Below are 20,774 nucleotides of genomic sequence, written 5' to 3' on the forward strand. Positions count from 1 at the left end.
CGAATCCGCAACAGATGTCACCGGTGTCAGAACCGGTTGCCGACTCGGTAACATGCCGGTCCGGAGGTGACGCTGTGGCCACCATGCGGCAGGTCGCGGAACGCGCAGGGGTAAGCGCAAAAACGGTGTCGCGGGTGGTCAACAACGACAGATACGTCTCCGAGGACGTCCGGCGGCGGGTCGAGCAGGCCATCGAAGACCTGCGGTACACCCCGAACCTGCTGGCGCGCACGTTCCGCTTCGGGCGCGACCCGGCGATCGGCGTCGCCGTGCCCGACATCTCCGACCCGTTCTTCGCCGCGGTCACCCATACCGTCGAGCAGGTCGCACGGGGCCGGGGCGTCGCGACGTTCGTCACCAGCCTCGGCACCGACGGCTCGCTGGAGCGCGCCGGCGTGGAGGCCCTGCTCGGCCGCCAGATCGCCGGCCTCATCTCGACGCCGGTGAGCGCGGACCAGTCCTATCTGGAGCCCTGGAAGGGCAGGACGTCGCTGGTCTTCATCGACCGCCCGCCCCGCAAGCTGACCGCCGACACCGTGGTGGAGGACGACGTCGGCGGCGCGCAGACGGCCATCGCGCACCTGATCGGGCACGGCCACCGCCGGATCGCCTACATCGGCGACGAGGTGCAGATCGCGACGACCCGCCGCCGCCTCGAGGGGTACCGGGCCGCGCTGGCCGACGCCGGCCTGGACACCGACGAATCGCTCATCCGGTTCGCCGGCGCGGGCGGGAACGCGGCCGGTGACCACGCCGCCGACCTGCTCGCGTGCGCCGACCCGCCGACCGCGATCTTCTCGTCGAACCCGAAGTGCTCGATCGCGATCGTGCCGGCGCTGCAGCGGCTCGACCGCACCGACGTCGCGCTGGTCAGCTTCGGCGACTTCCCGCTGGCGAGTTCACTGCGTCCGGCGCTGACCGTGGTCGACCAGGATCCGGAGGCGCTCGGGCGGTTCGCGGCCACCCGGCTCTTCGACCGGATCGATCAGCCCGACCGGCGGCTGCGGCGGCTCACGGTACTCCCGGTCCGTCTCGTAGAGCGAGAATCCTGCGGGAACCCCTGAACTTCTGACCGCCCTCCCGCGTGCCTTCTCTACAGGACGGCACAGGAGGCCAACATGACCGCCACGCTGAACAATCAGTACGTGCCGGCGCACGGGGTCAGGGCGCCGGCCGGTCGGGCTCCGGCGTTGCGGGTCGGCCCGACGCCGGTTCTGGTGGGTATCGGCGTCGGTGCCGTCGGCGCGCTGTGGCTGTGGTGGACGAACACCACCACGATCTCCGGGCTCGGTGACTGGCTCACCAACGCCGGCCGCATCACCGGCCTGCTCGCCGGTTACGGCGCGATCATCCTGCTCGGGCTGATGGCCCGGGTACCGGCGCTGGAGCGCGGCATCGGCACCGACCGCCTGACCCGCTGGCACGCGATGGGCGGGCGCTACACGGTCAGCATGCTGGTCGCCCACGGTCTGTTGATCACCTGGGGCTACGCGGTCAACGCACGCACGTCGGTGGTCGGCCAGGGCGTCTCGCTGCTCAAGGACTACCCCGACGTCCTCTACGCGACGATCGGCGCGGCGATGTTCGTCGTCATCGGTGCCCTCTCGGCCCGGGCCGCCCGCAAGCGGATGAGCTACGAGGCCTGGCACCTGATCCACCTCGGCACCTACCTGGCGATCGCGCTGTCGTTCCTGCACCAGTTCTCCACCGGCGCCGACTTCGCCGGCAACAAGCCCGCGCAGTACGCCTGGTCGGCGCTGTACGGCGTGGTCAGCCTGCTGCTGCTCTGGTACCGGGTGCTGACGCCGATCCGCTCGGCGATGCGTCACCGGCTCCGTGTCGAGGGTGTCCGGACGGAAGGCCCGGACGTCGTCTCGGTGTACCTGAGCGGACGGTACCTCGACGAGCTCAAGGCCGAGCCGGGCCAGTTCTTCCGGTGGCGGTTCCTCACGCCGTCGAGCTGGTGGGCGTCGAACCCGTACTCGCTCTCGGCGCCGGTCTCCGGTGGGCGGCTGCGGATCACGGTGAAGGACGCGGGCAACCACAGCGCGTCGCTCGCCCAGCTGCAGCCGGGCACGAAGGTGATGGCCAGCGGCCCGTACGGCGCGTTCACCGGCGGTGTCCGGCGGCGCCGGAAGGTGCTGCTGATCGGCGCGGGTGTCGGCATCACCCCGCTGCGTGCGCTGCTCGAGACGCTGCCCGGCCGGCCCGGCGACATCACGCTGATCTACCGGGCGCGGCACATGTCCGACCTGGTGCTGCGGGCCGAGATCGAGGAGATCGCGTTCGACCGCGGCGCCCGGGTGCACTACCTGGTCGGCACCCGCGAGCAGCTCGGCGGCGACCCGCTCTCGGCCGAGCAGCTGGAGTACCTGGTGCCGAACCTGCGCCACCACGACGTCTACCTGTGCGGCCCGGAGAATCTGACGTCCGCGACGCGGGAGTCGCTCCGGGACGCCGGGGTCGCGCGTCGCCGCATCCACCACGAGTCGTTCGAGTTCTAGGAGCTCTTCCGTGCGTCGATTCCTGTACGCCCTCCTGGGAACCGTGGCCGGTCTGGGCGGCCTGATCGGTCTCAAGGCGAACCTGGCACCGGCCGAGACGCCCGCGCAGGCCGCCGAGCAGCCGCCGGCGGCGGAGGTCGAGCAGCCTCCCGCCGACGCCGGCGCACCGGCGGGAGAGGCGAAGACAGCCACCGGGGACAAGGCGACGAACCAGTACGAGTCGTTCCAGGTGAAGGTCACGGTCTCGGGCAAGCAGATCACGAAGGTCGAGATCGCCGGGCTGACCACCAAGGACGCCAAGTCGAAGCAGGTCACCGGCGACGCGCTGCCGAAACTGCAGAAGGCGACGCTGGACGCGCAGAGCGCCGACGTCGACACGGTCTCCGGCGCGACCTACACGACGAAGAGCTACCAGGAGTCCCTGCAGAGCGCGCTCGACCAGGCGGGGCTGTGAGCCTGACCGCGACGGCGTACGCGAGCCCGTCGCTCACCGCGGCCCTGCGGGCCACGCCGGTCCGACGGGTCGAAGAGTGCATGGGAACGGTCTTCTCCCTCGACGCCAGGGGCGTCGGCGTCGACCCGGACGCGGTGGACGCGGCGATCCGCTGGCTGCACTGGGTGGACCGCACGTTCTCGACCTACCAGCCCGACAGCGTCGTCTCCCGGCTCAGCCGCGGCGAGCTGACCGTCGACGAGTGCCCGGCCGAGGTGCGCGAGGTGCTCGGCCTGGTGCGGGTGGCGTCGATCGCCAGCGACGGGTACTTCAGCGAGGCGCCGCACGGGTTCCTCGACCCGACCGGCATCGTCAAGGGCTGGGCGGTGGAGCGGGCCAGCGACATGCTCGTCGCGGCCGGGTCCACCAGCCACGTCGTCAACGGCGGAGGCGACGTCCAGCTGGTCGGCGAGGCCGGTGCCGGGCGCCCGTGGCGGGTGGGGGTGGCCCACCCGCTGCGCCCGCGCCAGCTGGTCGCGGTGGTCACCGCGAGCGACGTCGCGGTGGCCACGTCGGGCACCGCCGAGCGGGGCAGGCACATCGTCGACCCGCACCGGGGTGCGCCCGCCGACGCGCTGGCCAGCGTCACCGTCGTCGGGCCGCGGCTGGCCTGGGTGGACGCCAGCGCCACGGCCGCGTTCGCGATGGGGCCCGACCGCGGGCTGGCCTGGATCGAGGGCCAGCCCGGCCTGGAGGCGCTCGCCGTGCTGCCCACCGGCCGCACCCGTCACACCACCGGCTTCACGCAGTGGGCCGCCCTGACGGACTGACCGAACGCGACCATCAGCACGACGTAGACGATGGTATGCAGGCCGAGCAGGACGCCGACGTTCGCGGCGCCCTCCGCGGCGGCCGCCATCGGGATCAGCGACAGGCCGTAGACGGCGGTGGCCACGGTGGCCCAGATCGCGTACGCGTGGCGGGTGAAGCGCTCCAGGATCGCCAGCAGCGCCCACCCGGCTAGCCCGGCGAGGACACCGGTGACCAGCACGGCACCGCCGCCGACGGGCCGGCCGTTCGCGACCGCGTCGCCACCGGCTCCGGCCCAGAGCACCAGTGCGCACACCCCGGCCGCTACGACGGCGGCACCACGCTGGACGGTCTTGAACATTTTCGGCCTCCTACCGGCTCGGACAGTGCCCAGAGACTGCGGCCGAACGGCGTCCCACCGCTTCGGCACAAAGGCGAGAGCGGTTCCGACCAAGGTCGGTATCGGCGGCGGTGGGCCCGACCTAGCCTGACGAGATGACCACCACCGAGTGCGCCGACACCCGCCCCGGGTGGGGCGGCGGACGCAGCCCCGGGCTCCGCGTCGAGATCCCGATCGCCGTGGCGCTGACCGCGATCGTCGCCGCGACGCTCTACGGTCTCCCGGAGGCCGCGCACCGGCTGCTCGTGCTGGACCTCGTGGTCGGGGTGGTCAGCGTCGCGTTCGTGCCGGTACTGCTGCGCTGGCCGGTGCCGGCGGCGATCGTCCTGGCCGTGCTCACGCTGATCTCCCCGGCGGCGACACCGAGTGCGTCCGCCGCGTCGATGCTGGTCGCGCAGTCGCGTCCGTTCCGGGTGGCGGCGCTGGTCGGTGTCGGTAGCGTCGCCGCGCAGGCCGTGCAGGCCGCGTGGCGTCCGACCGGGAGCCTGGGCTACGCCTGGTGGCTGGTGCTGATCACGGTCGCGTGGGCCGCGTTGATCGGCTGGGGCACGGTGGTGCGGGTCCGGCGCGAGCTGCTGGTGTCCCTGCAGGAGCGGGCCCGCCGGGCCGAGGCCGACCGGGACCGGCGGATCGCCGAGGCCCGGCTGGCCGAACGCACCCGGATCGCCCGCGAGATGCACGACGTACTGGCGCATCGGCTGACGCTGCTGGCGACGTACGCGGGTGCCCTGGAGTACCGGCCGGATTCGGCGCCGGAGAAGCTCTCGGCCGCGGCGGGGGTGATCCGGTCCGGGGTGCGCGAGGCCCTGGAGGAGCTGCGCGGGGTGATCACGGTGCTGCGCGAGGACGAACCGGACGACGAGTTCCGCCCCCAGCCGAGCCTGGCCGACCTCGACCGGCTGGTCGCCGAGTCCCGGGACGCCGGCACCACGGTGGCGTTCGAGAACGACCTCGCCGACGCCGACGTGCCCGCCGCGACCGGGCGCACCGTGTACCGCATCGTCCAGGAAGGACTGACGAACGCCCGCAAGCACGCGCCCGGCGCACCGGTGACGATCACGCTGACCGGCGCGCCCGGCGACGGCCTGCGGATCGAGCTGCGCAACCCGGTGCCGGTGGCGACGACCGCGTCGCCGCTGCCCGGCGCCGGCCTGGGTCTGCTCGGCCTGACCGAGCGGGTCCAGCTGGCCCGGGGCGCGCTGGAGCACGGCACCGGTCCGGACGGGGAGTTCCACCTGCGGGTGCGGCTACCCTGGCCCGCGTGACAGCGCCGGTGCGGGTCCTCATCGTCGACGACGACGCGATGGTGCGTGCCGGTCTGACGATGATGCTCGACGGCGCCGGCCGGGAACCCACGATCGCGGTGGTGGGGGCGGTCGCGGACGGGGTGGACGTCCCGCCGGCGGTGAGCGCACACGCACCCGACGTCGTGCTGATGGACATCCGGATGCCGAAGGTCGACGGGGTCACCGCCACCCGGCGGCTGCGCCGTCGCCCCGAGGCGCCGGAGGTGATCGTGCTGACGACGTTCGACACCGACGAGTACGTGTTGCAGGCGCTGCGTGCCGGGGCCAGCGGGTTCCTGCTGAAGGACACGCCGCCCGACCAGCTCGTGGACGCGGTGCTCCGGGTCGCGTCCGGCGACCCGATCCTGTCGCCGCAGGTGACGCGGAAGCTCATCGACCGGGTCGCGGTCGAGGCCGGTGCGTTCGAACGGGCCCGCGCCGCGCTCGACGCGTTGAGCCCACGCGAGCGCGACATCGTGCGTGCGGTGGCGTCGGGTAGGACGAACGCCCAGATCGCGGCCGAGCTCTACGTCAGCGTGGCCACGGTCAAGTCGCACCTCACCCGCGTGCTCGTGAAGCTCGAACTCGACAACCGCACCCAGGTGGCCCTCTTAGCCCACGACGCCGGCTGGGCCTGACACCGCCCGCCGGTAGCGCTCGCCGGTGGCCCGCAGTGCCTCGACGAACTCGGGTGGACCGACGACCTCGAAGTCGGCGGCCAGCCAGCCCAGCGACGCCACCGGCCACTCGAGGTAGTCGCTGCGGATCACCACCCGGCAGGTGCCCTCGCTCAGCGCCGACACGTCGGCTTCGCGTCCGAACGCGCTGCGGATCGCCGCCTCGGGCGCGTGCACGACGACCTCGATCGTGTACCGGTGCGGGCGATCGATCTGGCGCTGCCGCACGAAGGCGGCCGCGTCCTCGGCCGGGAGCTCGCGCTGGCGGAACCGGGCCCCGGTGGGCTGGGGCGCGTTCAGCCGGTCGACGCGGAACGTCCGCCAGTCGCCGCGCTCGACGTCCCACGCGACCAGGTACCAGCGTCGCCCCAGCGAGACCAGCCGGTGCGGCTCGACCAGGCGTGACGTCCGCTCGGCGCCCCGCGCGGTGTAGGAGAAGCGCAGGCGCTCGTCGTCACGGCACGCGCTGGCGATCACGGCCAGCGCCTCGGCGTCGACCGTGGGACCGCCGGAGAAGACGCCGGGCACGGTGTACGCGCGGAGCGCCTCGACCCGGCGGCGCAGCCGTGGCGGCATCACCTGGATGACCTTGGTCAGCGCGCGCACCGAGGTCTCCTCGATCCCCTCGACCGCGCCGCCGGCCGCGGTGCGCAGCCCGACCGCGATCGCCACGGCCTCCTCGTCGTCGAGCAGCAGCGGCGGCATCGCGGTGCCCGACCGCAGCTGGTAGCCGCCCGCGACGCCACGCGAAGCGTCGACCGGGTACCCGAGTTCACGCAGCCGATCGACGTCCCGGCGCAGCGTCCGCTCGCTGACGCCGAGCCGCTCGGCCAGATCGGTGCCCGCCCAGTACCGGTGGGTCTGCAGCAGGGAGAGCAACCGCAGCGTCCGCTCGCTCGTGTTCGCCATGGCTCCAGGATGCTCGACATTGCGGTCAGGAAGTGGCCGGAATGACTTCTACCGTTGGACCTATGATCAAGACAGAGAGCTTGACCAGGCACTTCACCGTGAAGAAGAAGACGGTTGAAGCAGTGAGCGGCCTGGACCTCGAGGTGCGGCCGGGGGAGCTCGTCGCGTTCCTCGGCCCGAACGGCGCCGGCAAGTCCACGACGCTGCGGATGCTGACGACGCTCCTCACCCCGACGTCGGGCACGGCCGAGGTGGCCGGGTTCGACGTCCGCACGAACCCGCGCGACGTACGCGCGCGCATCGGCTACATCGGCCAGGGCAACGGCGCGGGCCACAGCCAGCGCGGCCGGGACGAGCTGATCAGCCAGGGCCGCGCGTACGGGCTCGGCCGGGTGGCGGCACGCAGCCGGGCCGACGAGCTGATCGAGTCGCTCGGGCTCGCGGAGGTCGCCGACCGGATGGTGTCCTCGCTCTCCGGTGGCCAGCGTCGCCGGCTCGACATCGCGATGGGGCTGATCCACACGCCCCCGCTGCTCTTCCTCGACGAGCCGTCCACCGGTCTCGATACGCAGAACCGGGTCAACCTGCAGGAACACATCCGGCGGCTGCACTCCGACCACGGCACGACGATGGTGCTGACCACCCACTACCTGGACGAGGCCGACCAGCTGGCGGAGCGGATCGTGGTGATCGACCACGGCAAGCTGATCGCCGACGACAGCCCGGCCCGATTGAAGTCCGAGCACGTCGGCGACCGGATCGTGCTGGGTTTCGACACCGCGGCCGCGGCGGCGGCGGCCGCGAACCGGGCCGGAGCGTTCGGCGGCCGGGTCGAGGTGGCCGGGGCGACGGTCACGATCTCCGTACCCGAGGGCACCCAGCTCGTGCCCAAGCTGCTGCGCGGCCTCGACGAGGCCGAGATCCCGGTGACCGCGGTCGAAGTCACCCGCCCCACGCTCGACGACGTCTTCCTCGTACTCACCGGCCGGAGCCTCCGGGAAGGGGCAGCAGCATGAGGGACACCGCTGTGGTTTTCAGCCGCGAACTGCGGCCCGTTCTACGCAGCCCGTTCTCGTTGATCTTCACGATGGTGCAGCCGGTGTTCTTCCTGGCGCTGTTCGCGCCGCTGCTGCCCGACACCGTCGGGTCGCTGCAGTGGTTTGTGCCCGGCGTCGTCGTGATGTCGTGCCTGTTCGGAACGTCGGTCACCGGCTCGAACCTGCAGCTGGAGATGCAGACCGGCTCGCACGAGCGGATGCTCGTCTCGCCGCTGAGCCGGCCGGCGCTGCTGATCGGGCGTGCGCTCAAGGAGATCGTCCCGATGCTCGCGCAGACCGTCGTGCTGATCCTGGCCACGATCCCGTTCGGGTTCCGGCTGCATCCGGTCGGGGTGCTCGTCGGTCTCGCGATGCTGTCGGTGTTCTGCGTCGGGCTGGGCTCGCTGTCGTACGCGTTGGCACTGGTCAGCGAGGGCCAGGAGTGGATCTTCTGGACCGTGCAGCAGACCCTGCTCTTCCCGCTGCTGCTCATCGCCGGGATCCTGCTCCCGCTGGACAACGGGCCGGGCTGGCTCAAGGCGCTGTCCCACGTCAACCCGCTCACCTACCTGGTCGACGCCGAACGGGTGCTGTTCAACGGCGAGGTGTTCTCGGGCACCGTCGGCGCCGGGCTGCTGGCCGCCGTGCTGGTGGGCGTCGGCGGCCTCTGGGTGGGGATCCGGGCGATGCGACGGGGCGCCGCCTGAGCGCCGGACACCGGGTGGCGTGCCGCCACCCGGTGCCCACGCGTCAGCCGTGGGCCTCGATCGACACCGGCTCCCACTCCCGCCACTCGGCCAGGCGGGACTCGTAGTCCGCGGTGGCGATCGCCAACGGGCCGTCGCCGAAGAACACCCGCAGCGGCGGCTTCTCCGCGTCGACGACCTTCAGGATCGCCGCCCGGCTCGCCTCCGGGTCGCCCGGCCTGGACACCCGCTCGGCCCGCTCCGCCTCGGAGATCTCCTCGATCATCCCGAACTGCCCGTACCCGGCGTTGTTCACGACGACGTCGAGCCGGCCGAAGTGGTCGTGCGCCGCCTCGACCGCGCGGAACGCGGGCAGGGCTCAGTTGGCGAGGACGGCTTCCTCGGCGCCGGTGCGGATCACGTCGAGGATCGCGTCGGCCACCTGCTCCGGCGACTGCGGCGGCGGCATACCCGGCCGGGTACTGAGCGAACCCGCGCGCAGCACGTCGTGGAACTCGGTCGCGGTGATCGCCGGAAAGACGGTCGAGACCACGATGCCGTCGGCCGCGAGCTCCTTGCGCGCCACCGCCGAGAGCATGGTGAGCGCCGACTTGGTCGCCGCGTAGGCGCCCAGGCCGGGCAGCACCAGGCGGGACGTGCCCGAGCTGACGTTCACGATCGCGCCACCGCCCTGGCGTCGCATCGTCGGGAGCACCGCCTGCATCGCGATCAGCGGCGCCACGACGTTGAGCTCCAGCACGGCGCGGAAGTCGTCCGCGTCGACGTGCTCGAGCGGCACGTGCAGGCCCTGGCCGGCGTTGTTGACGAGCACGTCGACCCGGCCGTACGCGTCGAGCGCCACCTGCACCGCGGTCGGTATCTGCGCGGAGTCGGTGAGGTCGGTGGGGATCGCGACCGCGTCCGGCAGCTCGTCGGCGAGCGCGTCGATCCGGTCGCTCCGGCGCGCGGCGAGCACGAGCCGGGCCCCTTCCTTCGCGGCGAGCCGTGCGGTCGCCGCTCCGATACCCGCCGATGCCCCGGTGACGAGTACGACTTTCCCCGCGAGGTCCATGGACTCCACGCTAGTCGGCGAGGCAGGCTGTGATCCGTGACCACCGACCCGCGTCTGCGTGAGCTCGCGCTGCTGCGCCGCGTCCGCGACCGGATCGACCGGGAGTACGCCGAGCCGCTCGACGTCGAGGCGCTGGCCCGGGGCGTCCACCTCTCGGCCGGTCACCTGAGCCGGGCCTTCCGGGCGGCGTACGGCGAGTCGCCCTACAGCTACCTGATGACGCGGCGCATCGAGCGGGCGATGTCGCTGCTGCAGCGGGGCGACATGTCGGTCACCGAGGTCTGCTTCGCGGTCGGCTGTTCGTCGCTGGGTACGTTCAGCACCCGGTTCTCGGAGCTCGTGGGGATGTCCCCGTCCGCGTACCGTCGCCAGAAAGGCGCACACGCCGAGGGCGTCCCTCGCTGCGTCGCCAAACAAGTCGTGCGACCGGTCAGGAATCGAGAAGCTTCCCCCGGCTGACCTCACCTACCGTGAGCGGCATGAACATCACCATCGCGAACACGTTCCTGCCGGCCGACGACCCGGAGAAGTCGCTCGAGTTCTACCGGGACGCCCTCGGGTTCGAGGTCCGGCTCGACGTCGGGTACGGCGAGATGCGCTGGATCACGGTCGGCCCGCCCAACCAGCCGCAGACCTCGATCGTGCTGCACCCACCGGCCGCCGACCCCGGCATCACCGACGACGAGCGCCGCACGATCGCCGAACTGATGGCCAAGGGCAGCTACGCGAGCATCGTGCTCTCCAGCGACGACCTCGCCGCCACGTTCGAGCAGGTGGCCAAGAGCGGCGCCGAGGTCATCCAGGAGCCCATGGACCAGCCCTACGGCGTCCGCGACTGCGCGTTCCGCGACCCGGCCGGCAACATGGTGCGTATCAACCAGCAGGCCTAGGGCCACGCCGCCGCCGGTGCGCAGCCGGTCGTCGCGCCGCTGCGCAGGTCGTCGTTGTCGACGATCCGGCCGTCGGGGGTCGCGAGGCACTCGGGGTGGCCGGGGTCCGGCAGTTCGTTGCCTGCGGCGTCGTAGGCACGCAACGTGGGCCGCGGCGGCTCGCCGGTGGAATGCGCCGGGTATTCCAAGCGGACCAGGAACGTGCCGTTCTCGAGGTGCGCCTCGGTGATGGTGCCGCCGGACTCGAGCGTCATCCGGGCGACGTTCTTCGTGATCCGGCCGCCCCGGTACTCGCTGACCGCGGTGGTCCGCCCGTCCCGGTCGACGTTCCGGCCGGCGGCTTGGAAGTCGATCCGGTAAGGCTCGGGTATCCAGTTCATCGAGGCGACCGGGCCGCCGCCCGCGTTGTACGCCATCACGTCTCCGCCGATCGTGCAGTAGAGGGCGTAGTCGCCCGCGTAGATCAGCGCGACGCCGTCCGACGGGGTGCCGAGCAGGTTGTAGAGCTTCGCGCCCTTGACCCCGGCTTTCTCCGCCGGCGTGCCGCCGAGGACGTACGAGGCGACACAGCCGGGGACGATCGACTCGCGCTTCCCGGTCGGCTGCTCGACCGATCGGGTAGGTACCGGCGAGGGCGCCGCCGGCCTGACGCGCTCCTCGTCGCCGCTCCGGAGCGCGCCCACGACCACCACGAGCGTGACGAGCACGGCCACCGCCGCGGCGACGGGCGCGAGCCACCGCCGCCGAGGGGCGCTGGTCACCTCGGTGATCAAGGCTGACTCGATCGACCGGAAGGCCTGCGGAGGGAGGTCACGTTCCGGCGGGAGTTGCAGGTTCATCGGTCGCCCCCTAGCGACAGGTCGGGCTGGGGAAAGTGGGCGGCGAGGCGGGCGCGGGCACGGCTCACCCGGGCCCGGACGCTGCTCTCGGCGAGGCCGAGCGCCTCGGCGGCGTCGGCGTAGGAGACGCCGGACCACAGGCAGAGGGCCAGCGCCTCCCGCTCGGCGTTCGGTAAGCCGCGGACGACCTCGAGCACCTCGCGCATCCGGCGCTCGTCGTCGAGGCGGGCGGCGACGTCGTCGGCGTGGTCGATCGTCGGCGGATCGGCCGACAACCTCCCCACCAGCGCCAGCCGGCGCCGAGCCGAGCGCTGCTGGTGCTGGCTCACGTTCGTCGCGACCGCGAGCAGCCACGGCAGCGCCGACTCGCGCGCCAGCCGTACCTCGTCGCGGCGGCGCCACGCGGTCAGGAACGTGACCGAGACCGCGTCCTCGGCGACGCTCCACGAGCCGGTGAGCCGGAAGCAGTGGTTGTACACCGCACGCGCGTGCCGCCGGAACAGGGCCGCGAACGCGTCGCCGTCCCGCTGCGCGGCGTCCGCCCACAACTGGCGGTCGGTCCGTTGGTCGGAGATCGTCACACCCCGTCCGTCGCCGGCCGAGCTACTGGTGTTGCATGAGATCTTTCGGCGCTCGATGGTGCTTCACCGCGTACATCGCCGCGTCGGCGGCCCGGAGCAGTGTCTCCGGGTCCTCCGCGCTGCCGACCGTCACCCCGATGCTCGCCCCGATGCTCAGCCGGAGCTCGCCGATCCCGATCGGCTCGGACAGCACCCGCTCGAGCCGGGCGACCAGCTGCCCCGCCGACTCGGGCGTCGCACCGGGCATCAGCACCGCGAACTCGTCGCCGCCGAGGCGCGCCGCGGTGTCGGTCGGACGCACGCAGCGACGGATCCGCTCGGCCACGGCGATCAGCACCGCGTCGCCCACGTGGTGGCCGTAGCGGTCGTTTATCGGCTTGAAGCCGTCGAGGTCGATCGCGAGCAACGCCACGGAGTCTTCGCCGGCGCCCGCGCTCGCGTCCAGCCGCTCGGTGAACAGCCGCCGGTTCGCCAGTTGGGTGAGCACGTCGTGGTCGGCCTGGTGACGCAGCTGGAGGTTCGCGTGGTCCAGCTCCCCGATCAAGCGTGAGTTCTCGCCGAACGACAACAGCTGGCGGACGACGACCAGGCCGGTGACCAGGCACATCGCGATCAGCATGCCCCAGCAGCGCAGTGTCAGCTCGTCGTCGATCACGAACGCGCCGAACAACAGCAACTGCACTCCGCCGACGACCCCGTACGGAAGCACGCTGTAGGGGCGGCGCCGGGTCCGCAGGCGGAAGTGCTCGGGATCCACCCGGAACCGGAGCAGCTCGAGCCGCGGTCCGGCGGCGATCAACGCGGTGGGGAGCAACTGGGCGGCGAGCGCGACACCGGGGTCCAGCGGCCCGGCGTAGATCGGGAGCACCACGATCTGTCCGACCAGCACGATCGCCGACGCGATCATCGTCGCCGCGGCCGGCAACCCGACCGGGCTGTGGCCGCTCAGCACCAGCTTCACCGCGAAGAACCCGACCGCGAGAACGCCGACACCGATCACCAGACCGCCGATGACGCCGCCGCCGGTCGTGTTCGCGGCCCGCGGGTCAGCGAGCAGGAACCAGACCATCGCCCCGACCCCGGCCAGCACGATCGAGGCGTCCAGCAGGAACCGCTGCCGAGCCGCCCCGGAGCCGATCAGCATCGGATAGCCGATCAGCGCGGCGAAGATCGCGGTCTGCCCGATCGCCAGGCAGGCCAGCTGCACCGGTCCGGACTCGGTCGTCTCCAGCCCGACCACGCCCTCGGCCGTGCGCAGGACGTCCGCGGTCACGAACACGCCACCGGCGAACGTCAACAGCCGCCAGAACCGGTACGCGCGCCGATCGTCGCGTACGTTGCGCGTCACGGCCAGCGCGCTCAGGAAGAACATCAGGTCGCCGGGGGCCTGGACGGCCCAGAACAGCGTCGTGCGGTGCGGTTCGGGCGTGTTGCCGAAGATCAGCCAGGAGGAGGCCAGCAGGAGCCCACCCACCAGGGCGAGCAGGCCACGATCCGTGCACGCCGCCCTGAAGAATGCAGAACGCCGCACGACGCGCCCCTCCCGCACACCAGACCTCTGTTCGGTCAAATCGGCACGGAGTGCGGTCAGCTTCGTGTTCTGCGCCGCCGTCCTGGCGCATAGGTGAGGGGCAACCGGGGCATCACGCGACGATGCGTGCTCTGACTTGGCAAGGTACCCAGAAGGTCTCCGTCGAGACGGTCCCCGACCCGACCATCCAGCAGCCGACAGACGCGATCGTCCGGATGACGTCCACCGCGATTTGCGGCTCCGACCTGCACCTTTACGACGTCCTCGGAATGTTCCTCGACCCGGGCGACATCCTCGGCCACGAGCCGATGGGCATCGTCGAGGAGGTCGGTCCCGAGGTCACCCACATCCGGCCCGGCGACCGTGTCGTGATTCCGTTCAACATCTCGTGCGGGCACTGCTGGATGTGCAGCCGCGGCTTCTTCGCCCAGTGCGAGACCACCCAGAACTACGACCAGGGCAAAGGTGCGTCGCTGTTCGGCTACACCAAGCTCTACGGGCAGGTGCCGGGCGCGCAGGCGGAGTACCTGCGTGTCCCGCAGGCCCAGTTCGGCCCGATCAAGGTCGAGTCTGACCACCCGGACGAGCGGTTCCTCTACCTGTCCGACGTCCTCACGACCTCCTGGCAGGCGGTCCGGTACGCCGACACGAACCCCGGTGACACGATCGCGGTGATCGGTCTCGGCCCGATCGGGCAGATGTCGGCCCGGATCGCCAAGTACCTCGGGGCGAACCAGGTGATCGCCGTCGACAACGTGCCCGAGCGGCTCGAGATGGCCCGCCGGCACGGCATCACCGTGCTCGACGAGCGCGAGGTCGACGACGTCCCGGCGGCGATCGCCGACCTCACCGACGGGCGCGGCGCGGACGGCGTCGTCGAGGCGGTGGGCATGGAGGCGCACGGGACGCCGTTCCAGGAGTTCGCGCAGCGCGCCGCCGGTCTGCTGCCGGACGCGCTGTCGAAGCCCGCGATCGACAAGATGGGCGTCGACCGGATGGCGGCGCTGCGGACGGCGTTCGCGAGTGTCCGCCGGGCCGGAACCGTGTCGATCATCGGGGTCTACGGGGGCCAGGCCGACCCGTTCCCGATGATGGACCTGTTCGACAAGGGCGTGACCCTCCGGATGGGCCAGGCGCACGTCAAGCGCTGGGTGGACGAGATCATGCCCGCGCTGACCGGCGCCGACGACCCGCTCGGCACCGAGGACCTGCGGACGCACGCGCTCGGGCTGGAGCAGGCCCCGGAGGCCTACGACATGTTCAAGGACAAGAAGGACGGCTGCATCAAGGTCGTGCTCAAGCCCTGACGGGTCGGCCGGGCCGCGGTAAGCGGCCCGGCCGGTCGTTTCAGTTCTCGGCCGATCCGGGCTCGGCCATCTTCCGGTGCATCTCCGCCTTCAAGCGGTCGGGCATCACCTTCGCCGCGGCCTCCTGCGCCTTCGTGCTGAAGCTCGCCGCGACGACCCGCGACTCACCCTTCATCAACGCCTCGAACCCCTGCTTCGCGACGTCGGTCGGGTCGTCCTTGCTGTCGCTCGCGCCGACCTTCGTGTCGAGCATGTCGGCGCGCTCGAAGAAGTTCGTCTCGGTGGGCCCCGGCATCAGCGAGGTGATCGTGACGCCGGTGCCCTTGAGCTCGGCCTGCAGCGCCTCGGCGAACGACTGCACGAACGATTTCGACGCGTTGTACACGGCCTGGTACGTGCCCGGCATCGTCGACGCGATCGACGACGTGAACAGCACCTTGCCCTCACCGCGCTCCACCATGGCCGGGAGGACGCGCTTGGCCAGGTGGACCGTCGAGCGGACGTTGACGTCGACGATCTCCAGTTCGTCGCGGAGGTCGGTGTCCCGGACGAAGTCACCACCGGCGCCGCGCCCGGCGTTCAGCGCGATCGCGTCGACCGGGCGGCCGGCCGAGACGATCGCCTGGTGGAGGTACTCGACGCCGCTGGCGGACGCCAGATCGACCTGGACCACGTCGACGCGGTGGCCGGCGTCGCGGCGCAGGTCGATCGCGGCAGCGTTCACGTCCTCGTCCTCGGCGGTGATCAGCAGGTCGAATCCGTGGGCGGCGAACTGCCTGGCCAGTTCGTACCCGATGCCACTGGACGCGCCGGTCACCACGGCGAACGGCTTACTAGTCATCTGCACAACCTCCTCCGGTGTCGTCCAGGCGTGCCCGGAGGTCGGCGTTCTATGCGTGCGCGAGTGCGTAACCGCGGGCCGCGAGCCGATGGGTGGTCACGCCCAGCAGGCCGAGGCTCACGGCCGCCAGGATCGCGTAGGCCACCGTGTTGCCGAGTGAGTCCCACGCCGTGTGCAGCGCCACGGCCACCACGAAGATGCCGACGAAACGCGCGACGGCGGACGTGTGCCAGCGACGATCGGCCGCGTACCAGAGGGCGGCCGCGGTCAGGCCGGTCCAGGCCATGTGCGCGGCCGGGCTCAGCACGCCGCGCAGGAACAGCACGTCGTCGACCGCGCCGATGTCGCCCTTCGACTGGATCAGCGTGACGAACGCGTAGCCCATCGTCTCCAGCGTCGCGAAGCCGGCACCGGACGCCACCCCGATCAGCAGACCGTCGGCCGGCTTGCGTGGTTTGAGCACGAAGACCAGGACGAGCGGGGCGATCAGCTTCGCGCTCTCCTCGATCAGCCCCACCGCGACCATCGGCAGCACCTCGAGGCCGTGCAGCGTGTCGTACTCCAGAACGCCCGCGGTCACGACGCCGATGACGCCGCCGACCAGCGCGGTGAGCGCGAGGGTGCCGCCGCTGACGCCGTACTCGATCCGGCGCCCGGCCAGGAACGCGACGAACGCCATCGGCACCACGGCGGCGCCGAGCAGGATCAGCGAGGGGATCAGATTCGGGTTCCCGGTGTCGAGCGTGGCCCGGCGCACGGCGTAGAACAGGGCCAGCCCGATGACCAGCACGGCCACCCAGGACCAGCGACGCGCGAACCTCATGACGTCCATCCCCTTCGCTTGGTTGTGGTCAGCAACCTTCCCCGGGGCGTGGGGATTCACGTCAATGTGTAGCGCACCAGACAGCTATTAGCCCGAGAAGTCGTGCGTCAGCCACACCGTGCCGTTTTCGTCCCGGATCACGTCGATGCCGATCCGGGACAGGTCCGGGTTCAGGATGTTCTTGCGGTGACCGTCGTCCGGCGGCACCTCGGCCAGCATGCTGTCGGTCAGACCGACCGCCATCTGCGTCTGGCCGCTGGTGTTGTCGTCCACCGGCCCGCCGGTCCCGACGTTCTCCGCGACCGACGACCACTGGACGCCCTGCGCGCTGATCCGGTCGCCGATGCCGGACTCGCCGTCGCACTGGTGCGAGAGCCCGCACCCGTCAGCCATCGCCAGGTTGTGCAGGTGGGCGGCGGCGACGAGTTTGGTGTCCATCGTCAGCGCGCTCAGCCCTTCCTCGGCGCGGGCCTCGTTGATCCGGGCCAGCACCGCGAGCTCCGGCGATCCGGTGCTCGCGCCGGGCGCCTTCGTCGAGCGCCGTGGGCTGGGGCTCGCGCTGCTCGGCTTCGGGTCGGCGGAGGTGCCGGTCGCGGCCTTGGGAAGTCCGCCGGCTAAGCGGGGCCGCACGGCCGAGGCGCTCGGGCTCGCCGACGGTTCGGCCGACTCGTCGTCGACCACCGGGTAGTCCGTCGCCTGCGGTTCGAGGGTCTCGGCGGCCTGGATCGCCGCACTGGTGTCCCCGGACGTGTCGTCGCCGATGAGGCCGACGACGGCGATGCCGCCGGTAGCCAGCGCCGCGACGACGGCCACCCCACCGATCACGAGACGGGCACGGTTCGGCGAGCGGCGGCGTCTGTGCACGGTCCTCAGCCTCACGCGTAACAGGCGAACCGTGAACATCATTCAGTCGCGCTTAAGGCGACTTTGCGGCCGATCTAATTCACGCGTCGCCCGCCCCCGCGAGCCGCCGAAAGTACCCGGGTCGTTAATTCTGCGAGGAAGGGTTGACACTCCGGGTCGCGCGCAAGACTCTGTGTTGCACTCACTGCGCTTCATTGCATGATGCGCAACTCTGGCGCCCGCGTGAGGAGCCTTAACGGTGACGGCAACCACGGCACGATCAGGTACACCGGAGCGGGCGGACGACCTCCCGGGCGGCGACGCGGACATCAGCGTCCGGAACCTCTGGAAGGTGTTCGGGCCGAAAGCGGACCGGGTGCCCGCCGACCCCGAGCTGGCCGCGCTGCCGCGCGCCGAACTCAAGGAGAGGACCGGCTGCCTCGCCGCGGTCTGCGACCTGAGCTTCGACGTCGAGCCCGGCCAGGTGTTCGTCGTGATGGGACTCTCGGGCTCCGGCAAGTCGACGCTGGTGCGGTGCCTCACCCGGCTGATCGAGCCGACCGCGGGCGAGGTCCTGATCCAGGGCCGGAACATCCGCGAGGCCGACGACAAGGCGCTGCGCGAGCTGCGTCGCCACCAGGTCTCGATGGTGTTCCAGCACTTCGGGCTGCTGCCGCACCGCCGGGTGATCGACAACGTGGCCTACGGGCTGGAGATCCGCGGCGAGAAGAAGACCGACCGCCTGGCCCGGGCCCACGAGGTCATCGACCTCGTCGGGTTGAGCGGCTTCGAGAACTCGCTGCCGCGTCAGCTCTCCGGCGGCATGCAGCAGCGGGTCGGCCTGGCCCGCGCGCTGGCCGGCGACCCGGGCGTGCTGCTGTTCGACGAACCGTTCTCCGCGCTCGACCCGCTGATCCGCCGCGACATGCAGAACGAGGTCATCCGGCTGCACCGCGAGGTCGGCAAGACGATGGTCTTCATCACCCACGACCTGTCCGAGGCGCTCAAGCTCGGCGACCGCATCCTGATCATGCGCGACGGACGCCAGGTGCAGCTCGGCACCGGCGCGGAGCTGGTGGGCGCGCCCGCCGACGAGTACGTGCGCGACTTCGTCCACGAAGTGCCGAAGGCCAACGTGCTGACGCTGCGCTGGATCATGCGGCCCCCGGAGCCGGACGACACGCTCGACGGCCCCGAACTGGGCCCGGACGTGCTGGTCAAGGACGCCGTCCGCGCCGTGCTCGAAGCGAACGCGCCGCTGAAGGTGGTGGACGACGGCGAGCTGCTCGGGGTCGTCGGCGACGCCGAGGTGCTCGGCGTGGTGGCCGAATCGTGAGCATCGCGCTGCCCCGCACGAAAGCACTGGGGAAGCCGAACCGCGGGTGGAGCATCGTCGGCATCCTGGCCGTGTGGCTGGTCGGCTACGCCGTCTTCCACGGCAAGCAGACGCTCGCGCTCGCACCGGCCGACATCAACGACTTCCACCAGTCGCTCAACGACCTGAACGGCTCGGTCGGCGCGAACCGGAACTCCAACCCGCTCTTCCTCTACTTCTTCAACGAGATCAAGGTCGGCATCGATCAGATCGTCGTCTTCCTGCAACATCTGATCTCCCAGCCGGTCGGTGACCGGCCGCTGCCCTACGTCGGCTGGCTCGGCGTCGTCGCACTGGCGACCTGGGCCGCGTGGGCGTTCGGCAACTGGCGCGTCTCGCTGCTGACGCTGGCCGGCCTGCTCTTCGTCGGCGCGCAGGGCCTGTGGCAGGAAAGCATGGACACGCTCGCGCTGACGATCACCGCGGTGCTGCTCTCGCTGCTGATCGGCATCCCGCTCGGCATCTGGGCCGGTGTCTCCAACCGCTTCAACAACGTGGTCACGCCGGTGCTCGACCTGATGCAGACGATGCCGACGTTCGTCTACCTCGCGCCGCTCACGCTGTTGTTCCTGATCGGACCGGCCGCCGCGACGATCGCCACGCTGATCTACGCGGTGCCACCGGTGATCCGGCTGACCGCGCACGGCATCCGCGAGGTGCCCACCGACAGCGTCGAGGCGGGGGAGTCGCTCGGCTCCACGCGCGGGCAGCTGCTGCGCAAGGTGCTGCTGCCGATGGCCAAGCCGAGCATCGTCGTCGGCATCAACCAGACGATCATGGCCGCGCTCTCGATGGTCACGATCGCGGCGCTGATCGACGCGCCCGGCCTCGGCCAGGTCGTCGTCCGGGCCCTGCAGACCCTCGACGTCGGCACCGCGTTCAACGCCGGCTTGTCGATCGTCGTACTGGCGATCGTGCTCGACCGGGTGACGACGGCGGCGAGCGTGCGCGCCGAACGGGAAGTGCGCCCGTCGAAGACGCGGCGCTACGGTGTGCTCGGCGGTGGGGTCGCCGCGCTGGTCGGCGTGTACCTCTCCTACACCTACCTCTGGGCGGCCGAGTTCCCGGACAGCCCGAACGTCGGCTCGCCGATCATCCGCGCGGCCACCTCGGTCAGCGACTGGTGTCAACTCCACCTGGCCGGGTTCACCGGCGGCCTCAAGGACGGCTTCACCGCGGCCGTGCTCAACCCGCTCGAGGCGCTGCTGTCCGAGTCGCCGTGGTGGCTGGTGATCGCGGCGATCACCGCGTTCGCCTACGTGCTCGGCACCTGGCGGACGGCGCTGCTGTCGCTGGTGCTGCTCGTGCTGATCATCGGCACCGGGGTCTGGTTCGACGCGATGGTGACGCTGGCCGCGACGCTGGTGGCCACCGTCGTCACCGTGGTGCTCGGTCTGGCCGTCGGCATCTGGATGGGACGCAGCGAACGCGCCGACGCGGTGATCCGGCCGGTGCTGGACGCCGCCCAGACCATGCCCGCGTTCGTCTACCTGGTGCCGTTCCTGGCGTTGTTCGAGGCCAGCCGGTTCACCGCGATCGTCGCGGCCGTCGTCTACGCCGCCCCGGTCTGCATCAAGATCATCGCCGACGCGATCCGCGGCGTCTCGCCGACCACCGTGGAGGCGGCCACCGCCGTCGGCTCCAGCCCGTGGCAGATCATCACGAAGGTCCAGGTGCCGATGGCCCGGCGCGGCATCACGCTCGCGGTCAACCAGGGCACGATCTACGTGCTCGCGATGGTCGTGGTCGGTGGCCTGGTGGGGGCAGGCGCGCTCGGTTACGACGTCGTCGCCGGGTTCGTGCAGATCAGCCTGTTCGGCAAGGGCCTGGCCGCCGGCGCCGCGATCGTCCTGCTCGGCGTCCTGCTCGACCGCATCACCCGGGCCGCGGCGCAGGAGCGTGTTTCCTAGGTTCCCCCAACCCCCGCTAG

At 71.3% G+C, this 20,774-nt stretch carries 22 protein-coding genes and 1 pseudogene; 13 read left to right on the forward strand and 10 right to left on the reverse strand.

Annotated elements, in window-relative coordinates:
* Nucleotides 1-83: 83 nt before the first annotated feature.
* From ABD437_RS24140 to ABD437_RS24155, 4 genes are all read left to right on the forward strand, one after another.
* Nucleotides 84-1,064, forward strand: a complete 981-nt coding sequence (locus tag ABD437_RS24140; protein WP_344651368.1) for a LacI family DNA-binding transcriptional regulator — start codon at nucleotides 84-86, stop codon at nucleotides 1,062-1,064.
* Nucleotides 1,065-1,118: 54 nt separating this feature from the next.
* A complete protein-coding gene (locus ABD437_RS24145) occupies nucleotides 1,119-2,504 on the forward strand; it encodes a ferredoxin reductase family protein (protein ID WP_344651193.1) in 1,386 nt (461 codons plus the stop codon).
* A 10-nt stretch (nucleotides 2,505-2,514) separates the two neighbouring features.
* On the forward strand, nucleotides 2,515-2,958 hold the full coding sequence (locus tag ABD437_RS24150; RefSeq protein WP_344651194.1) for an FMN-binding protein: 444 nt from the start codon (nucleotides 2,515-2,517) through the stop codon (nucleotides 2,956-2,958).
* Between the two features lie 80 nt (nucleotides 2,959-3,038).
* Nucleotides 3,039-3,767, forward strand: a complete 729-nt coding sequence (locus ABD437_RS24155) for an FAD:protein FMN transferase (protein ID WP_344651369.1) — start codon at nucleotides 3,039-3,041, stop codon at nucleotides 3,765-3,767.
* On the opposite strand, the gene ABD437_RS24160 is transcribed toward ABD437_RS24155, so the two are convergent.
* Nucleotides 3,725-4,108 (reverse strand): DUF6069 family protein, encoded by a 384-nt coding sequence (locus ABD437_RS24160; protein WP_344651195.1) that lies wholly within the window; start codon nucleotides 4,106-4,108, stop codon nucleotides 3,725-3,727. The two genes, ABD437_RS24155 and ABD437_RS24160, sit on opposite strands and share 43 nt — an antisense overlap.
* Before the next feature lie 134 nt (nucleotides 4,109-4,242).
* On the opposite strand from ABD437_RS24160, the gene ABD437_RS24165 reads away from it, so the two are divergent.
* Together ABD437_RS24165 and ABD437_RS24170 are read left to right on the forward strand one after the other, a co-directional pair.
* The gene (locus ABD437_RS24165; RefSeq protein WP_344651196.1) at nucleotides 4,243-5,412 is read left to right on the forward strand and encodes a sensor histidine kinase; all 1,170 of its coding nucleotides are present in this window, start codon (nucleotides 4,243-4,245) and stop codon (nucleotides 5,410-5,412) included.
* Nucleotides 5,400-6,071: a response regulator transcription factor gene (locus ABD437_RS24170; RefSeq protein ID WP_344651370.1), complete on the forward strand. Its 672-nt coding sequence runs from the start codon at nucleotides 5,400-5,402 to the stop codon at nucleotides 6,069-6,071. Before ABD437_RS24165 ends, ABD437_RS24170 begins: the two co-directional genes overlap by 13 nt.
* Here the strand turns inward: ABD437_RS24170 and ABD437_RS24175 are convergent.
* Nucleotides 6,045-7,019 carry a helix-turn-helix transcriptional regulator gene (locus tag ABD437_RS24175; RefSeq protein ID WP_344651197.1) on the reverse strand — a complete coding sequence of 325 codons (975 nt, stop codon included), beginning with the start codon at nucleotides 7,017-7,019 and terminating at the stop codon, nucleotides 6,045-6,047. The two genes, ABD437_RS24170 and ABD437_RS24175, sit on opposite strands and share 27 nt — an antisense overlap.
* A 62-nt stretch (nucleotides 7,020-7,081) precedes the next feature.
* Here ABD437_RS24175 and ABD437_RS24180 point away from each other — a divergent pair, with 62 nt between their 5' ends.
* Together ABD437_RS24180 and ABD437_RS24185 are read left to right on the forward strand one after the other, a co-directional pair.
* Complete coding sequence (locus tag ABD437_RS24180; protein WP_344651198.1) at nucleotides 7,082-8,035, forward strand: ATP-binding cassette domain-containing protein; 954 nt, start codon at nucleotides 7,082-7,084, stop codon at nucleotides 8,033-8,035.
* A complete protein-coding gene (locus tag ABD437_RS24185; protein WP_344651199.1) occupies nucleotides 8,032-8,763 on the forward strand; it encodes an ABC transporter permease in 732 nt (243 codons plus the stop codon). The genes ABD437_RS24180 and ABD437_RS24185 overlap by 4 nt, the downstream gene beginning before the upstream one ends.
* 43 nt (nucleotides 8,764-8,806) lie before the next feature.
* Here the strand turns inward: ABD437_RS24185 and ABD437_RS24190 are convergent.
* Nucleotides 8,807-9,109: pseudogene (locus tag ABD437_RS24190) on the reverse strand (SDR family oxidoreductase); the annotation flags it as partial.
* 12 nt (nucleotides 9,110-9,121) lie between these two features.
* Nucleotides 9,122-9,814, reverse strand: coding sequence for an SDR family NAD(P)-dependent oxidoreductase (locus tag ABD437_RS24195; RefSeq protein WP_344651200.1), 693 nt, complete (start codon nucleotides 9,812-9,814; stop codon nucleotides 9,122-9,124).
* A 36-nt stretch (nucleotides 9,815-9,850) separates the two neighbouring features.
* Between ABD437_RS24195 and ABD437_RS24200 the strand changes: the two genes are divergently transcribed.
* Nucleotides 9,851-10,273, forward strand: coding sequence for a helix-turn-helix transcriptional regulator (locus tag ABD437_RS24200; protein ID WP_344651201.1), 423 nt, complete (start codon nucleotides 9,851-9,853; stop codon nucleotides 10,271-10,273).
* Between the two features lie 20 nt (nucleotides 10,274-10,293).
* Entirely contained in the window at nucleotides 10,294-10,704 is a 411-nt protein-coding gene (locus ABD437_RS24205; RefSeq protein WP_425558219.1) for a VOC family protein, read from the forward strand.
* On the opposite strand, the gene ABD437_RS24210 is transcribed toward ABD437_RS24205, so the two are convergent.
* The 3 genes from ABD437_RS24210 to ABD437_RS24220 are packed head-to-tail and all read right to left on the reverse strand — an operon-like array spanning nucleotide 10,701 to nucleotide 13,655.
* Nucleotides 10,701-11,543, reverse strand: coding sequence for a hypothetical protein (locus tag ABD437_RS24210; protein ID WP_344651203.1), 843 nt, complete (start codon nucleotides 11,541-11,543; stop codon nucleotides 10,701-10,703). The two genes, ABD437_RS24205 and ABD437_RS24210, sit on opposite strands and share 4 nt — an antisense overlap.
* The gene (locus ABD437_RS24215) at nucleotides 11,540-12,124 is read right to left on the reverse strand and encodes an RNA polymerase sigma factor (RefSeq protein WP_425558220.1); all 585 of its coding nucleotides are present in this window, start codon (nucleotides 12,122-12,124) and stop codon (nucleotides 11,540-11,542) included. Before ABD437_RS24215 ends, ABD437_RS24210 begins: the two co-directional genes overlap by 4 nt.
* Nucleotides 12,125-12,146: 22 nt before the next feature.
* Nucleotides 12,147-13,655, reverse strand: coding sequence for a diguanylate cyclase domain-containing protein (locus ABD437_RS24220; protein ID WP_344651204.1), 1,509 nt, complete (start codon nucleotides 13,653-13,655; stop codon nucleotides 12,147-12,149).
* Between the two features lie 122 nt (nucleotides 13,656-13,777).
* Here ABD437_RS24220 and ABD437_RS24225 point away from each other — a divergent pair, with 122 nt between their 5' ends.
* Nucleotides 13,778-14,962, forward strand: a complete 1,185-nt coding sequence (locus ABD437_RS24225; RefSeq protein ID WP_344651205.1) for a zinc-dependent alcohol dehydrogenase — start codon at nucleotides 13,778-13,780, stop codon at nucleotides 14,960-14,962.
* A gap of 40 nt (nucleotides 14,963-15,002) precedes the next feature.
* Here the strand turns inward: ABD437_RS24225 and ABD437_RS24230 are convergent, their stop codons facing one another.
* The 3 genes from ABD437_RS24230 to ABD437_RS24240 all read right to left on the reverse strand — a co-directional run bounded on the left by ABD437_RS24230 (nucleotide 15,003) and on the right by ABD437_RS24240 (nucleotide 17,490).
* Nucleotides 15,003-15,803 carry an SDR family NAD(P)-dependent oxidoreductase gene (locus tag ABD437_RS24230; RefSeq protein ID WP_344651206.1) on the reverse strand — a complete coding sequence of 267 codons (801 nt, stop codon included), beginning with the start codon at nucleotides 15,801-15,803 and terminating at the stop codon, nucleotides 15,003-15,005.
* Between the two features lie 49 nt (nucleotides 15,804-15,852).
* The gene (locus ABD437_RS24235) at nucleotides 15,853-16,626 is read right to left on the reverse strand and encodes a PrsW family intramembrane metalloprotease (protein WP_344651207.1); all 774 of its coding nucleotides are present in this window, start codon (nucleotides 16,624-16,626) and stop codon (nucleotides 15,853-15,855) included.
* 87 nt (nucleotides 16,627-16,713) lie between these two features.
* Complete coding sequence (locus tag ABD437_RS24240) at nucleotides 16,714-17,490, reverse strand: CAP domain-containing protein (protein WP_344651208.1); 777 nt, start codon at nucleotides 17,488-17,490, stop codon at nucleotides 16,714-16,716.
* A gap of 307 nt (nucleotides 17,491-17,797) precedes the next feature.
* On the opposite strand from ABD437_RS24240, the gene ABD437_RS24245 reads away from it, so the two are divergent.
* Nucleotides 17,798-18,805, forward strand: coding sequence for a quaternary amine ABC transporter ATP-binding protein (locus tag ABD437_RS24245; RefSeq protein WP_344651372.1), 1,008 nt, complete (start codon nucleotides 17,798-17,800; stop codon nucleotides 18,803-18,805).
* On the forward strand, nucleotides 18,802-20,754 hold the full coding sequence (locus ABD437_RS24250; protein WP_425558221.1) for an ABC transporter permease: 1,953 nt from the start codon (nucleotides 18,802-18,804) through the stop codon (nucleotides 20,752-20,754). Before ABD437_RS24245 ends, ABD437_RS24250 begins: the two co-directional genes overlap by 4 nt.
* Nucleotides 20,755-20,774: the final 20 nt, after the last annotated feature.

The sequence above is a fragment of the Cryptosporangium japonicum genome, from assembly GCF_039524755.1.
In the GTDB taxonomy this organism is placed as follows: Bacteria; Actinomycetota; Actinomycetes; order Mycobacteriales; family Cryptosporangiaceae; genus Cryptosporangium; species Cryptosporangium japonicum.

What these genes read in the sequence shown, in the direction of transcription:
- ABD437_RS24185 (WP_344651199.1), top strand. Translation starts at nt 8,032, where the DNA reads ATGAGGGACACCGCTGTGGTTTTCAGCCGCGAACTGCGGCCCGTTCTA.
- ABD437_RS24140 (WP_344651368.1), top strand. Translation starts at nt 84, where the DNA reads ATGCGGCAGGTCGCGGAACGCGCAGGGGTAAGCGCAAAAACGGTGTCG.
- ABD437_RS24195 (WP_344651200.1), bottom strand. Translation starts at nt 9,814, where the DNA reads ATGGACCTCGCGGGGAAAGTCGTACTCGTCACCGGGGCATCGGCGGGT.
- ABD437_RS24155 (WP_344651369.1), top strand. Translation starts at nt 3,039, where the DNA reads ATGGGAACGGTCTTCTCCCTCGACGCCAGGGGCGTCGGCGTCGACCCG.
- ABD437_RS24165 (WP_344651196.1), top strand. Translation starts at nt 4,243, where the DNA reads ATGACCACCACCGAGTGCGCCGACACCCGCCCCGGGTGGGGCGGCGGA.
- ABD437_RS24205 (WP_425558219.1), top strand. Translation starts at nt 10,294, where the DNA reads ATGAACATCACCATCGCGAACACGTTCCTGCCGGCCGACGACCCGGAG.
- ABD437_RS24230 (WP_344651206.1), bottom strand. Translation starts at nt 15,803, where the DNA reads ATGACTAGTAAGCCGTTCGCCGTGGTGACCGGCGCGTCCAGTGGCATC.
- ABD437_RS24145 (WP_344651193.1), top strand. Translation starts at nt 1,119, where the DNA reads ATGACCGCCACGCTGAACAATCAGTACGTGCCGGCGCACGGGGTCAGG.
- ABD437_RS24210 (WP_344651203.1), bottom strand. Translation starts at nt 11,543, where the DNA reads ATGAACCTGCAACTCCCGCCGGAACGTGACCTCCCTCCGCAGGCCTTC.
- ABD437_RS24235 (WP_344651207.1), bottom strand. Translation starts at nt 16,626, where the DNA reads ATGAGGTTCGCGCGTCGCTGGTCCTGGGTGGCCGTGCTGGTCATCGGG.
- ABD437_RS24175 (WP_344651197.1), bottom strand. Translation starts at nt 7,019, where the DNA reads ATGGCGAACACGAGCGAGCGGACGCTGCGGTTGCTCTCCCTGCTGCAG.
- ABD437_RS24180 (WP_344651198.1), top strand. Translation starts at nt 7,082, where the DNA reads ATGATCAAGACAGAGAGCTTGACCAGGCACTTCACCGTGAAGAAGAAG.
- ABD437_RS24225 (WP_344651205.1), top strand. Translation starts at nt 13,778, where the DNA reads ATGCGTGCTCTGACTTGGCAAGGTACCCAGAAGGTCTCCGTCGAGACG.
- ABD437_RS24160 (WP_344651195.1), bottom strand. Translation starts at nt 4,108, where the DNA reads ATGTTCAAGACCGTCCAGCGTGGTGCCGCCGTCGTAGCGGCCGGGGTG.